The following is a 13,064-nucleotide window of genomic DNA, read 5'->3' as shown; positions in this document are numbered from 1 at the left end:
GCATCATCACTCTTGAAGGAGGAAGCCATGCCTGATTCAACCCCCGCCACCACATCCACCGCCCCCGATGCCACCGTCGAAGCCTACGTCGCCACCTGGAACGAGACCGACGCCGCCCGCCGCCAGGCCGGCATCGCCCGAGCCTGGGCCGAGGCGGGCCGCTATCGCGATCCGCTCATGGCGAGCGACGGGCATGCCGGCATCGATGCCATGCTCGCGGCCGTGCAGGTCCGCTTCCCGGGCTTCGTGCTGCGGCGCACGTCCAAGGTCGACAGCCACAACGGGCAGCTGCGGTTTTCCTGGTCGCTCGGGCCGGAGGCGGGGCCGGCCGTCGTCGAGGGGGTCGATTTCTGCGCGCTCGCGGCGGATGGGCGGCTGGAGCAGGTGGTGGGGTTCATTGATCGAATGTGAGCGCCCGTGGCGCTCATCCCGAGCACTTGCGAGGGACCTTTGGGGCGGGTGGCTCCTGTGTCCTCCCCCTCCGACCGCGTAAGACGCGGCCACCTCCCCCGCGAAGCGGGGGAGGGAGGCTTTCTACGGGGTGAGGGGGAAAGAAGGAGGTGCGGAGGTGACGTCCGAGGGGACCGAATTTCGCTCCGCGCCATTTCTTTCGGCTCGCCCACAACTTGCTCACCCAGACGTGAAGAAACCCCCGGCACGGTTGTGCTAGGGGTCCCTATCAGACAGAAGGCCTGTCTTGCCCGGACCGCGCTACACACTTTGCGCGGCCGGGCTTTCTTTTTGCCCGCGCGGTGGCGCGGGCCGGGGAGAGGCCTACTGCGGGGTCGTCGTCGCCGGTGGCGCGGGACGGTCAACCGGAGCCGCGGGGGCCGGGTTGGTCGGGGTCAGGCCCGGGGCGCCGGGAGCTGCCGGAGTCGGGACCGTCCGCTCGATCGCGGGCTTGGGCGCCTGGGCCACCTCGGTGCCGGTGTTCGGCGCGCCGTTGAAATAGAGCATGCCGCCGATCAGGCCGATCGCGACCAGCAGGCCGAGCAGAATGTACGGGCCCTTGCTCGAACTCTCTTCTACCGCGGGCTCGAACGTTGCATTGCCGTAGCGGTCGTAGCCGGTGCGGTCGTTCGGGTTGGGCGTGAGAGGGTCCTTGGGGATATAGTCGCTCATGGGGGTTCTCCTCGTGTGTGTTGTCCTGCCCTTCCCAACGACTCCCGATTGCGATGGGTTGCGCGGTTTGACCGCTGAGCTGGACCGCTTCTGGACGCAATGGAGCCATAGTCATGCCTGATTCCGCGCTTCCCCGGTCGTCTGCCGTGCCCCCGGCCGTGCTCGACGACGCGGGCGCCGCCGCCCTGGTCGGCTCCTACGCGGCGGTCGGCGTCACCGCCGCGCAGAAGGACATCGGCCGGATCGACGCGCATCTCGCGAAGTTCATCGCCCTGTCGCCGATCTGCTTCGTCGCCACGGCCGATGCCGCGGGCAAGCAGGACGTCACGCCGCGCGGCGACCCGCCGGGCTCGTTCAAGGTGATCGATGCGCAGACCGTCGCGATCGCCGACCGGCCGGGCAACAACCGGCTCGATACGCTGAAGAACCTGCTGGAGAACCCGGAGATCGGGCTGATCTTCCTGATGCCCGGCACCAACGAGACGGCGCGGCTCGCCGGGACGGCGAAGCTGTCGGTCGATCCCGAGCTGCTCGCCTCGATGGCGGTGCAGGGCAAGGCGCCGAAATGCGCCATCGTGGTCAGCGTGCGCCAGGCCTATTTCCATTGCGCCAAGGCGCTGCTCCGCTCGCGCCTGTGGACCGGCGAATACGCCCAGCCCAAGGGCACCCTGCCCTCGATCTCGCGCATGGTCGGCGACCAGCTCGGCCTGGCCCTGAGCGAGGACGACAAGCTCAAGCGCGAGGCCGCCCTCGAGGCCAACTATCGCGACGGCCTGTGGGCCGATCCGAAATGACAGCTCGGGGAGGCTGGGAGCGCGGCTCTCCAGAGCCGCTCATGGGATTTGGCAACGCGATGAAGAGCGGCTCTGGAGAGCCGCGCTCCCAGCATGCCGCGGGCCTGCGATTGGCGCACGTCTTGCGTAAGGGCAAAATTGTCATCCCGAGCGCAGCGAGGGACCTTTAGCGATGCCAGACACTTACGTCCCGCCCCCCTACGTCGTCACCGGTCAGCGCGCCCGCCAGATGCGGGTCGTGCCGGCTGCCGTGCTCAAGAAGCTGTACGCGCGCTCGGACTGGGCCGGGCTGAAGCAGACCGCGGCCCACGTGCTGCTGCTGGTCGCCGGCGGTTGGCTGGTGCTGGAGACCCGGGGCACCTGGTGGGTCCTGCCGGCGCTGCTGCTGCAGGGCATCCTGGTCAACGCGCTGTTCGGGGCGATGCACGAGTCGGTGCACTACGGCTCGTTCAAGACGCGGCGCTATGCCGACCTGCTGGCGTTCTTCTCCGGCGCCGCGATCCTGAACAACGCCGGCTTCTACCGGCACTACCACATGGCGCACCACCGCTACACCCAGGACCCGCTGCGCGATCCCGAGCTGGTGACCTCGGGCACGCCGCGGACCTGGGGCAACTATCTCTACCGCGTGAGCTCGATCCCGTTCTTCAAGCTGCGCGTCCGCGACATCCTGCTGTTCCCGTTCGGCTTCCGCGGCAACGTCACCTACATCCACGAGAGCGCCTGGCCCGAGGTGCGGCGCTGGGGCCGCTGGCTGCTCGCGCTCTATGCCGTGCTGCTCGTGGGCTCGATCGTGCTGCGGACGGATGCGCTCCTGTGGGTGTGGCTGATCCCGCTCGCCGTCGGCGCGCCGCTGCTGCGGCTCTACCTGGTGTGCGAGCACACGCTCTGCCCCAACTCCGACGACGGTTTCGCCAACACCCGCACCACGCTCTGCAACCCGCTGCTGCGCTTCATCATGTGGAACCTGCCCTATCACGCCGAGCACCACCTGCTGCCCAACATCGCCTTCCACCACCTGCCCGAGGCGCACCAATACCTCCGCCCGCACCTCGAGCACGTGGCGAAGAGCTACACCCAGGTGAACCGCGAGATCGTGCGCAGCTTCGCATGAGAACCAGTGAAGGCGTCTTCGAGTGCGGCGACCTCGCGCTGCAGCGCGGCGGCACGCTCAGGGGCGCGCGCATCGTCTACAAGACCTACGGCACGCTCTCGCCGACGCGCGACAACGTCATCGTCTATCCGACGAGCTATTCGGCGCAGCATACCGACATCGAATGGCTGGTCGACGTGCAGCACTGCCTCGATCCCAGCCGCTACTTCATCGTCATCCCGAACATGTTCACCAACGGGCTGTCGACCTCGCCGTCGAATTACGACGGTGAATTCCCCGAGGTGACGACCTACGACAACGTCACCCAGCAGCGCCGGCTGATGAACGAGGTCTTCGGCGTCGAGCGGGTGAAGATGGTCTACGGCTGGTCGATGGGCGCGCAGCAGGCCTATCACTGGGCTGCGCTGTTCGGCGCCTCGGTCGAGCGCATCGTCGTCAACTGCGGCTCGGCCCGGACCGCGCCGCACAACTTCGTCTTCCTCGAGGGCGTGCGCACCACCCTGCTCGCCGCGCGGACCGAGGAGGAGGGCAAGCGCGCCATGGGCCGGATCTATGCCGGCTGGGCGCTGAGCCAGACCTTCTACCGCCGCGAGATGTGGCGCGGGCTGGGCTTCACCTCGCTCGAGGATTTCCTGGTGCGCTCCTGGGAGGCGGGCTTCGTGCGCCGCAACAGCCCCGACCTGCTGGCCCAGCTGCGGACCTGGCAGCTCGGCGACATCTCGGCCAACGACCTCTACCGCGGCGACCTCGAGATGGCGCTGGCCGGGATCAAGGCCCGGGTGCTGCTGATGCCGTCGGCGACCGACCTCTATTTCCAGACCGACGACAATCGTGCGGAATTACCGTTCCTGGCCGACGGAAAACTGGTCGAAATTCCGTCGGTCTGGGGCCATCGTGCGGGTAATCCGGTGGCAAATGCGGGCGATTCGGCGTTCATCGACGCCCAGGTGACGGCGCTTCTCGAGTCCTAGCCGCGCCGGGGCGGCTGTGCCAAGCTGCCGCCATGCCTGATTCGCTCCTGCCGCGGGATGGCCTTGTCATCGTCGCCAAGCGCGACTGCCCGACCTGCGTGCTGGTCGAGCCGGTGATGCAAAACCTCGACCGCGCCGGCCCGCTGACGGTGTTCAGCCAGGACGATCCGACCTTCCCGTCCGGCGTGCGCTCGGTGGTGTACGACAGCGAGCTCGAGCGCTCGTTCCATCTCAGGATCGAGGCCGTGCCGACCCTGATTCGCTTCGCCGGCGGCCAGGAAATCGAGCGTGCCGTCGGCTGGGATCGCGCCGAATGGCTGCGCGTCGCGGGCGAGGCCGCGACGGGCGACGGCCTGCCGGCGTGGCAGCCCGGCTGCGGTTCCAAGAGCGTCGAGCCCGGCGTGCAGGAAGCGTTGATCGCGCGCTACGGCGAGACCGGCCTGCAGTCGCGGGCGATCGCGCTGGGCCATTGGGACGACCCGATCGAGGCCTGCTTCGAGCGCGGCTGGAGCGACGGCCTGCCGGTCGTGCCGCCGACCGACGAGCGCATCCTGCGCATGCTGGGCGGTACCGAGCGCAAGCCCGACGAGATCGTCGGCAACATCCCGCCCAACCTGTCACCCTGCACCGTCGAGAAAGTGGCGATCAATGCGGTGATGGCCGGCTGCAAGCCGGAATACATGCCGGTCGTGCTGGGCGTGCTCGAGGCGGCGCTCGATCCGCTGTTCACGCTGCACGGCCTGCTCTGCACCACGCATTTCTCCGGCCCGCTGGTGATCATCAACGGCCCGGTCGCCCGGTCGATCGGCATGAATTCGGGCGTCAATGCGCTGGGCCAGGGCAACCGCGCCAATGCCACGATCGGCCGCGCGCTGCAGCTCATCGTGCGCAACGTCGGCGGCGGCATTCCGGGCGCGATCGATCGAGCGACCCTGGGCAACCCGGGCAAGTACTCCTTCTGCTTTGCCGAGGACGAGAGCGATCCCGCGTGGGAGCCGCTGGCGCAGCGCCGCGGCATCGCGGCGGGCAGGAACGCCGTCACGCTGTTCCATGGCGAGGGCGTGCACGGCTTCATCGACCAGAAGTCGCGTACGCCGGAGGAGCTGGTGCGCTCGCTGGCGATGGGCCTGTTCGGCGTCGGGCACCCGAAGCTGGTGCGCGCCGGCAACGCGGTGCTGGTTCTGTCGCCCGAGCATTACCGGATCTTCAAGGACGGCGGCTGGTCGCGCCGCCAGATCGAGGACGCGCTTTACGAGGCGTTGAAGCGACCCGGCAAGGACCTGGCCTGGGGCGCCCAGAATGTCGCCGAGGGCATTCCGCCGACGCATGCCGAGGAGATGATGGACAAGTTCGATCCGCCGCCCGACGGCGTGCTGATCGTTCGCGCCGGCGGCCCGGCCGGTCTATTTTCCGCGATCATCGGCGGCTGGCCCGGGCAGCGTGTCCGCGAGGAATGCCAAGCCGTTACCAGGGAGATTCGCCCATGACCTACGTCGAAAAGCTGCGCGATCCCACCGCCGAAACCTCGCCGACCCGGCGTGCCCGCCTCGCGCCGCCGTCCTCGCTCGACGGCAAGACGGTGGCGCTGATGGATATCGGCAAATCGCGCGGCAAGGAATTCATCGACCGCCTCGAAGGCCACTTCAAGGCTGCCGGCATCGCCACGAAGCGCTACGCCAAGCCGACCAACACCAAGGTCGCTCCCCTGGCGGTGATGCAGCAGATCGCTGCGGAGGCGCAGCTCGCGGTGATCGCCTTAAGCGATTGAGGCTCCTGCACATCGTGCAGTCTGCACGACCTCTACAATCTCGATAACCGCGGCCTGCCGGGCGTCAACATCGTCACTACCGAGTTCGTCGACGGCGTCACTGCGCAAAGCGACTCACTGGGCTTCGAGCCTGCTGTCGTCTACGTCCCGCACCCGATCCAGAACCGCACAAGGGAAGAGATCGAAGCCCTCGCCGATACCGCCTTCGAGAAGGTGCTGGCGGCGCTCAAGATGTCCTGAAGTCCAGCTCTTGGCTCCCGCCATGTCGATGCCATCGGGCGCACCGAACACCGCCAAACAAATTTGCGAACGATTCGCACTTGCGGTAATCTCTGCCGCCTCGGCGATAATGTTGGGAAATCAGGTACGCCTCGTGACAGCTGATATGGCGACCCTCTTCGTTACGCATCGCGGCTCGCTGGTGGACTACGCGAACGCCATCCTGCGGGATCGGGCGGGCGCCGAAGACGTCGTCCAGGAAGCCTGGCTGCGCTTCAGTGCAGCGATCGACGGCGACAAGGTCATCAATCCCGTCGGCTATCTCTACCGGATCGTGCGCAATCTCGCGCTCGACGGGGCGACCCGGCGTTCCGTCGAGGCACGGAAGACCGCGGAAGCCGCCGACCTGCTGCCGTCCGAGGCTCCGAGCTCCGAGCAGGTGCTCTATTTTCGCGACGAACTGCGCGTGCTCTCGGCGGCGCTGGCCGAACTTCCGGAACGCACCCAGGCGGTGTTCCGCATGTACCGGCTGGAGGGCCGTACCTTGCAGGCCATCGCCGGCCATTTCGGTATTTCTGTCGTCCGCGCTCACCAACTTGTGAAAGAGGCGTTGATGCACGCCGCAGCGCGACTGGAAGCATCCGGGGAGTAAGCCGGCTGGAAGTCCCGCGCGCCGCGCCTTAAAACCGACAGGGGCTTTTTCGTCTGTGGTGAGAGAGGCGCGCCGCGTTCCTCTCGCTGAGACGCAAGCGAGGATCGATTGGGGGCAGCTGCAGACAAGGGGGAACCGTCCCGCGCGGAAGCCGCGGAATGGCTCCTGCGCCTGCAGGCAGCGCCCGAGGATCTGGCTCTTCGCCAGGACTTCGAGACGTGGCTGGCGGGCGACGAGTCCCGCCCCCGAGCGTGGCGGAGTGTCCAGCGGGTCTGGGGATTGTCCGGCGGCCTGCCAGCCCCGCCCGAAGACACGGGCGCAGTCGCGCCGCCGCCACGAGCTCGCATCAAGGGCTGGCGCGTGCTGGGCGTCGCGCTGGCAGCACTCGCCGCCTTCTATTTGGCGCCGATCATCGCCTTGCAATGGGAAGCCGATTACACGACCTCCGTCGGCGAACTGCGGGACGTGACGCTTGAGGACGGCAGCCTCATCCATCTCGACGCCGGCAGCGCCATCGCGGTGAACTACGGCGCGACGCGGCGCGAAGTCTCCCTGCTGGCAGGTCGTGCCTTTTTCGAGGTCGTCCCCGGCGCGGACCGGCCGTTCGTCGTCCGGGCCGACGATGTTACCGTAACCGTCACGGGCACGGCCTTCGAGGTCCGCGCCGCTGCCGACGGGCTCGCGGTCTCCGTGCGGTCGGGAACGGTGGAGGTCGAGGCCGACCGTGACGGCCGGCCTGCCCGAAGGCTGACTGCCGGCGAGCGCCTGGCGATCGACCGCCATTCCCGGAAGGTCGAGCAGGCGAGGATCGCGCCCGAAGATGTGGCGTCGTGGCGCGAGGGCCGGCTCGTGGTCGACGGCGTGTCGCTTGCGGAAGTTGTCGAAGAGCTAGGCCGCCATCATCGGGGCTTCATCGTCATTCGCGATCCGGCGCTCGCGGCCCGGCGCGTCACGGGAGTGTTCGACCTCCGCCATCCCGTAGACGCGCTGGACGCGATCGCCCGCAGCCAGCGGGCCTCGATCACGCAGATCACGTCGCACCTTCTGCTGCTCGCGCCAGCCCCCGGGTCTTGAGAGCTTCCGGATTTTTCGCGGCGCCTCCTTAAATCGCCGCCTTCCTGACCGTCCTCCTTCGAAGGCGAATGATCCTCATTCGCCACAGAGGCCCGCACCTGCCGGCACGGGCCATCGGCGGAGTGTCTCGTGCCTGCGACCAAGTTCGGCCACCATACCTCTCTCCTGACCGCCCTTCTGGTTGCCGGCTTGCCAGCTGCGGTATTGGCGCAGACCGCATCGGGCGACGCTCCGCTCGAGGCGCAGGCGGCCCAGCGCACATCGTTCGACATTCTGGCGCAGCCTATGTCCCAGGCCTTGACGGCATTCGGCCGTCAGTCGGGTCTGCAAATCGCCGTCGATTCATCCGCGGTCGCCGGCAAGTCCAGCCCGGGGGTGAGCGGACAGATGGCGCCCGACCAGGCGCTGCGCCAGCTCCTGGCAGGCTCCGGCCTCACCTACCAGTTCAACTCGGCCACCGCCGTGACGGTCACGGGGCCGCCGCCATCCGCACCGGGGCCGGGCCCGGGATCGAGCGCCGTGCAGCTCGATCCCGTGCGTGTGCAGGCGGCTACCGTGCCGCCGCAGGCAGAGATCGGCAACCTGCCGCCGCCCTATGCCGGTGGCCAGGTGGCGCGCGGCGGCAAGGTCGGCCTGCTCGGCAACCGCGACTTCATGGATACGCCGTTCAGCCAGACGACCTACACCAACGACTACATCAGGAACCAGCAGGCGCGTTCGCTCACGGACGTGCTGTCGACCGACCCGACCCTGCGCACGGGCTATCCGAACGGCAACGTCTTCGACGACCGAGTCGTCATCCGCGGTATCCAGGTCTTCAATCCCAATTACGGCTTCGGCGGCCTCTACGGCATCGTGCCCAACCAGGTGGACCTGACCGGCGTCGAACGGATCGAGGTCTTCCGGGGGCCGACCGCCTTCCTGAATGGCGCGCTGCCGCAGGCGGTCGGCGGGACGATCAACCTGGTGCCGAAGCGGGCGACCGACGATCCGATCACGCGTGCGACCGCCCTCTATTCGTCCGATGCGCAGTTCGGCGGTGCCGTCGATGTCGGCCGCCGCTTCGGCCCGGACAACGCCATCGGCGCGCGGGCAAATGCCAGCTACATCTCAGGCCAGACCTCCGTCTGGAACCAGACGTCCGAGAAGCTGGCCATGACGCTGGGCCTGGACTATCGCAGCGAACGCACGCGCCTCGATGCCGACATCGGCTACCTGAAGCGCAACATCGGCGCTTTCCAGGGCGGCATGTTCCTGGCGGCCGGCGTGCCGCTGCCGCCAGCGCCCGACGCGCGCCGCAGCTCCTACCAGCCCTGGGAACGACTCCAGGGAAACGATCTCTACGGCGCCTTGCGCTTCGAGCATGACATTCTCGAAGGCCTCACCGGCTTCATCAAGGCCGGCGCCCGGCGCAGCAACTACACCTCGATGTTCCTCAACCAGAACATCAACAACTACAACGGCAACACGAGCACACTGTCGGCCGGGCAGTTCCAGTCCTCGGTCGAGTCGCTGTCTCTCGAGGCGGGCTTGCGGGGAACCTTCAATACCGGCCCCCTCAAGCATGAGGCGGCGCTGATCGGCGACTACCTGAAGACGCAGAACTTCACCTTCAACAGCGCGCTGGCGATTCCGACCGCGTCCAACATCTACTTCCCGACCTACCTCTTCGCGCCCAACACGGCCACCGTACGCACCGCGCCGCCGCCGTTGTCGTCCGATACGGTCTATTCCAGCGTCGGCGTCGCCGACGCCGTGTCCTTCTACGGCGACATGTTCCAGATCATCGGCGGCGCGCGCTGGCAGCGCATCCAGAGCGCCAACTACAGCGCCGTCACCGGCCTTCCGACGAACGGCAACGACACGGCCATCATCTCGCCGTCGGTCGCCCTGGTCGTGAGGCCCGTCAAGCAACTGATGTTCTACGGCAACTACATCCAGGCCCTGCAGCAGGGGCCGATCGCCGGCGCCGGGCTGCGCAATGCCGGCGAGCAGTTTCCCGCCTTCGTCACCAACCAGTTCGAGATCGGCGCGAAGGTCGACTTCGGCACCTTTGGCGCGACGCTCAGCGCCTTCCAGATCACCCTGCCCAGCTCCTACACCGACCTCGCGACCAACACGCTGGTGACCAACGGCCAGCAGCGCAACCAGGGCCTCGAGTTCGTCATGTTCGGCGAGCCGGTCAACGGCCTGAAGCTCAACGGCGGCTTCACGGTTCTCGACGCCAAGCTGACCAATACCCAGGGCGGGAGGAACAACGGCAACCAGGCCGTCGGCACGACACCGTTCCAGGCCTCGCTCACCGCCGACTGGGACACGCCGTTCCTGCCGGGCTTCGGAGTGCTGGGCCGCGTCATCTACAACGGCCAGGTCAACCTCAATGCCGCCAATACGCAGTGGGCGCCGCCGTGGACGCGATTCGACGCCGGCTTGCGCTACACGTTCGAGCGGGCGGACGGCAAGCCGATCAGCCTGCGGGCCAACGTGATCAACCTGTTCGACGCCAACTACTGGGTCGCGACCAGCTCCTTCTTCGTCCAGAACCAGCCGCGGACCTTCATGCTGTCCCTGACCGCGGACTTCTAGGACAGCGCATTGATGATGCCGCACACAGGTCAGATGCGCCGGGAGCGCGGGTCTCCAGACCCGCTCGGAGTCATGAGCGGGTCTGGAGACCCGCGCTCCCAGCAGAACGATGAGCATCTCGCATGCAATGGCGTGGGCACGGTACGTCGCCATCGAGGGCGGCGGTAGCGACGATGGTGGGCACGGCATCCCGCTCGGACCTGCATGATGCCGGACGGATCGTGCTGCGCGTGCTGGGCGTCGCCGTCGGCGCCTATGCCGCAAGCGCCGCGCTCGTGGCCGGCGCAGTGGCCCTCCTGATGCTGGCGGGTGCCGACAAGAGGGATGCCTTCACCGTGTGCAGCATCCTGGGTTTCGCGGTCTATGTCGCGCTCGCGCTGTGGGCGGCCGCCGTGCGCCGCCTGTCCGTGCTGTTCGGCGTGCTCGGGCTGACGACCGCGCTCGGTGCCGCGCTCGGCTTCCTTCCTGCCTTCGTCGGCCGGGCGTGACATGGGCGCGACATTCAGGGAATCGCTGAACTGGTTGCATACCTGGACGGGCCTGGTCGTCGGCGTTCTGCTGTTCGCGATCGTCTGGACCGGCACGCTCTGCGTATTCGACCGCGAGATCGACCGCTGGATGAACCCGTCGACGCGGCTGGTCTACGGGGGCGAGCCGGTCTCCATCGACGAATTGCGCGCGGAAGCGGCGAAGCTCTCGCCACGCGCCGCCCCCTGGGCGATCGCGCTGCCGACACCGCGCGATCCCTTCCTGTGGATCGGCTATCGTGCGCGAACCGGCTTCGACCGCAGGTTCTTCGATCCGGCGACACTGAAACCCGTGGCCGCGCCCGAGAGCTGGGCGGGCACGCGGTTCCTGTTTCCCTTCCACTACTCGCTCCATATCAAGATCTGGAATCTCGGCATCTGGCTGGTCGGTTTCGCGGGCGCGGCGATGGTGGCGCTCTGCGTCTCGGGCGTGATCATCCATCGCAAGATCTTCGCGGATTTCTTCACCCTGCGCCGGTCGCGCCAGCCGCAGCGCCTGCTGCTCGATCTCCACAACGGCGCCGGCGCGCTGGGCTTCGTCTTCCACATCGTCATGGCCTTCACCGGCCTGACGATCCTGGCTTCGGTTTATTTCCCGTCAGGCGTCTGGGTCGCCTTCGACGGCGGCCGTGCGGGCTATGTGCGTGAGACCTACGATGTCTTTTCCCGTCCGCGGCTCGGCCAGCCAGGCGGGCCGCTCGCCTCGCTCGATGCGATGGTCGAGACCGCCCGCAAGGAATGGGACGGGCTCGGTCCCGGCCTGGTGCGCGTGTTCTACGACGGCGACGCCAATGCATACGTCGAGGTGCGGCCCTCGATCGAGCGCGAGGTCGAGATGCGCACCGATCCGTTCTACTTCGATGCCGCGACCGGTACCGTGCTTCATCGCACGCAGATCCGGCCCACCTCGCAGTTCCAGCAATACCTCACCGGCCTGCATTTCGTGCAGTTCCGGCACTGGACCCTGCGCTGGCTGTTCTTCGGCCTGGGGCTGCTCGGCTGCCTGCTGATCGCTACGGGTTTCCTGTTCTGGGTCGAATCGCGCCGCAAGGCGCACGAAGCGGCAGGCAAGGCTGCCAGCCTCCGGCTCGTCGAGGGGCTTGCCGTCGGCAGCACGGCAGGACTGGTCGTTGCAACGCTGGCGTTCTTCGTCGTCAATCGCCTCCTGCCGCCGGGTGCGACGTGGCTGGGTGCGGCCCGGTACGAACTCGAGATCTGGGCCTTCTTCGCCGTCTGGGTCTTGTCCTTCGCCCACGGCTGGGGGCGGCGCGGCAGTGTTGCCTGGAGCGAGCAATGCTGGATCGCTGCAGGCCTTGCGGGGTTGGCCGTCATCCTGAATGCGCTCACGACAGGCGATCACATCCCGCGTGCGCTCGCCGACGGGAAGCTCGCCGTGGCCGGCATGGACCTCATGCTGCTGGCGGCTGCCGCAGCGGCTGCCGTCACCGCCTGGCGCCTGCATCGGAACCGGCTGTCTGCCGCGCCCGAACGCCGACATCTGCATCATCCAGTGGGGAGCCAAGTGCCATGAGATCGTTTTTCGCCGCCGCCGTTGCGGCATCCCTGTTCGCCGTTCAGCCGGTGTCGGCGCATCACCTCTGGATCGAAGCCGACGATGGCGGCGCAAAGATCTTCTTCGGAGAGTTCGGAGAGAATCTGCGCGAGGCCTCGCCGGGCACTCTCGACAAGATGGAGCCGAAAGCAAGGCTCGTGACGCCGGCCGGCGAGCGTCCCCTCGACGTCCGCAAGACCACCGACGGCTTTGCCGTGCCGGGCAAGCCCGGCGCTGGCGATAGCATTATTGCCGAGGATACCCGCTATCCGGTGTACGTCGGCACCCGCGACGGCAAGACGACTCGCTCAATCTACTGGCCGGCCGCCCGGTTGGTCGGTGACCGCACACCACGAGCCGGCGTGCTGGATCTCGACGTGGTGCCTATCGCCGGCAACAGGTTCCAGGTCGTCTTCAAGGGCAAGCCGCTGCCCAAGGCGAAAGTCGAGGTCATCACGCCGTCCGGCTGGGGTCGTGAGGCGCTCTCCGGAGAGGACGGAAGCTTCGCAGTCGCGTTGCCGTGGCAGGGCATCTACGTATTCGAAGTGCATCACAACGACCGGACCCCGGGCAAGCGAGGTGAGGACGCCTATGATGTGATGAACTACGTCACGTCGCTGACGGTCATGCAGCCGCAGGGATTGGAGCCGCTGCCACCGCCGCCGCCGGCCAAGCCTCACTGAGC

General features: G+C 67.5%; 13 protein-coding genes. 12 read left to right on the top strand and 1 reads right to left on the bottom strand.

The features are described 5' to 3' along the window. Window positions 1-27: 27 nt before the first annotated feature. Window positions 28-411, top strand: coding sequence for a nuclear transport factor 2 family protein (locus ACQY8M_RS05550; protein ID WP_428669693.1), 384 nt, complete (start codon window positions 28-30; stop codon window positions 409-411). Between the two features lie 363 nt (window positions 412-774). On the opposite strand, the gene ACQY8M_RS05545 is transcribed toward ACQY8M_RS05550, so the two are convergent. Next, window positions 775-1,122 carry a hypothetical protein gene (locus tag ACQY8M_RS05545; protein WP_428669691.1) on the bottom strand — a complete coding sequence of 116 codons (348 nt, stop codon included), beginning with the start codon at window positions 1,120-1,122 and terminating at the stop codon, window positions 775-777. Window positions 1,123-1,235: 113 nt separating this feature from the next. Between ACQY8M_RS05545 and ACQY8M_RS05540 the strand changes: the two genes are divergently transcribed. From ACQY8M_RS05540 to ACQY8M_RS05490, 11 genes are all read left to right on the top strand, one after another. Beyond that, window positions 1,236-1,916, top strand: coding sequence for an MSMEG_1061 family FMN-dependent PPOX-type flavoprotein (locus tag ACQY8M_RS05540; RefSeq protein WP_428669689.1), 681 nt, complete (start codon window positions 1,236-1,238; stop codon window positions 1,914-1,916). A gap of 172 nt (window positions 1,917-2,088) precedes the next feature. Continuing rightward, window positions 2,089-3,030 (top strand): fatty acid desaturase, encoded by a 942-nt coding sequence (locus ACQY8M_RS05535; protein WP_428669687.1) that lies wholly within the window; start codon window positions 2,089-2,091, stop codon window positions 3,028-3,030. Next, the gene (locus ACQY8M_RS05530; RefSeq protein ID WP_428669685.1) at window positions 3,027-4,001 is read left to right on the top strand and encodes an alpha/beta fold hydrolase; all 975 of its coding nucleotides are present in this window, start codon (window positions 3,027-3,029) and stop codon (window positions 3,999-4,001) included. Before ACQY8M_RS05535 ends, ACQY8M_RS05530 begins: the two co-directional genes overlap by 4 nt. Before the next feature lie 32 nt (window positions 4,002-4,033). Beyond that, the gene (locus ACQY8M_RS05525) at window positions 4,034-5,488 is read left to right on the top strand and encodes a thioredoxin family protein (RefSeq protein WP_428669683.1); all 1,455 of its coding nucleotides are present in this window, start codon (window positions 4,034-4,036) and stop codon (window positions 5,486-5,488) included. Then, complete coding sequence (locus ACQY8M_RS05520) at window positions 5,485-6,009, top strand: UGSC family (seleno)protein (protein ID WP_428669681.1); 525 nt, start codon at window positions 5,485-5,487, stop codon at window positions 6,007-6,009. Before ACQY8M_RS05525 ends, ACQY8M_RS05520 begins: the two co-directional genes overlap by 4 nt. 145 nt (window positions 6,010-6,154) lie before the next feature. After that, window positions 6,155-6,640, top strand: a complete 486-nt coding sequence (locus ACQY8M_RS05515) for a sigma-70 family RNA polymerase sigma factor (RefSeq protein WP_428669679.1) — start codon at window positions 6,155-6,157, stop codon at window positions 6,638-6,640. Between the two features lie 108 nt (window positions 6,641-6,748). Further along, complete coding sequence (locus ACQY8M_RS05510; protein WP_428669677.1) at window positions 6,749-7,714, top strand: FecR family protein; 966 nt, start codon at window positions 6,749-6,751, stop codon at window positions 7,712-7,714. A gap of 129 nt (window positions 7,715-7,843) precedes the next feature. After that, the gene (locus ACQY8M_RS05505) at window positions 7,844-10,300 is read left to right on the top strand and encodes a TonB-dependent siderophore receptor (RefSeq protein ID WP_428669675.1); all 2,457 of its coding nucleotides are present in this window, start codon (window positions 7,844-7,846) and stop codon (window positions 10,298-10,300) included. 173 nt (window positions 10,301-10,473) lie between these two features. After that, the gene (locus ACQY8M_RS05500; protein ID WP_428669673.1) at window positions 10,474-10,788 is read left to right on the top strand and encodes a hypothetical protein; all 315 of its coding nucleotides are present in this window, start codon (window positions 10,474-10,476) and stop codon (window positions 10,786-10,788) included. 1 nt (window position 10,789) lies between these two features. Next, a complete protein-coding gene (locus ACQY8M_RS05495; protein ID WP_428669671.1) occupies window positions 10,790-12,358 on the top strand; it encodes a PepSY-associated TM helix domain-containing protein in 1,569 nt (522 codons plus the stop codon). Continuing rightward, window positions 12,355-13,062 carry a DUF4198 domain-containing protein gene (locus ACQY8M_RS05490; RefSeq protein ID WP_428669669.1) on the top strand — a complete coding sequence of 236 codons (708 nt, stop codon included), beginning with the start codon at window positions 12,355-12,357 and terminating at the stop codon, window positions 13,060-13,062. The genes ACQY8M_RS05495 and ACQY8M_RS05490 overlap by 4 nt, the downstream gene beginning before the upstream one ends. Window positions 13,063-13,064 lie beyond the last annotated feature (2 nt).

This window comes from Reyranella sp. (assembly GCF_965279465.1).
Taxonomy (GTDB): Bacteria; Pseudomonadota; Alphaproteobacteria; order Reyranellales; family Reyranellaceae; genus Reyranella.
This window is presented reverse-complemented; position numbering and strand designations above follow the sequence as displayed.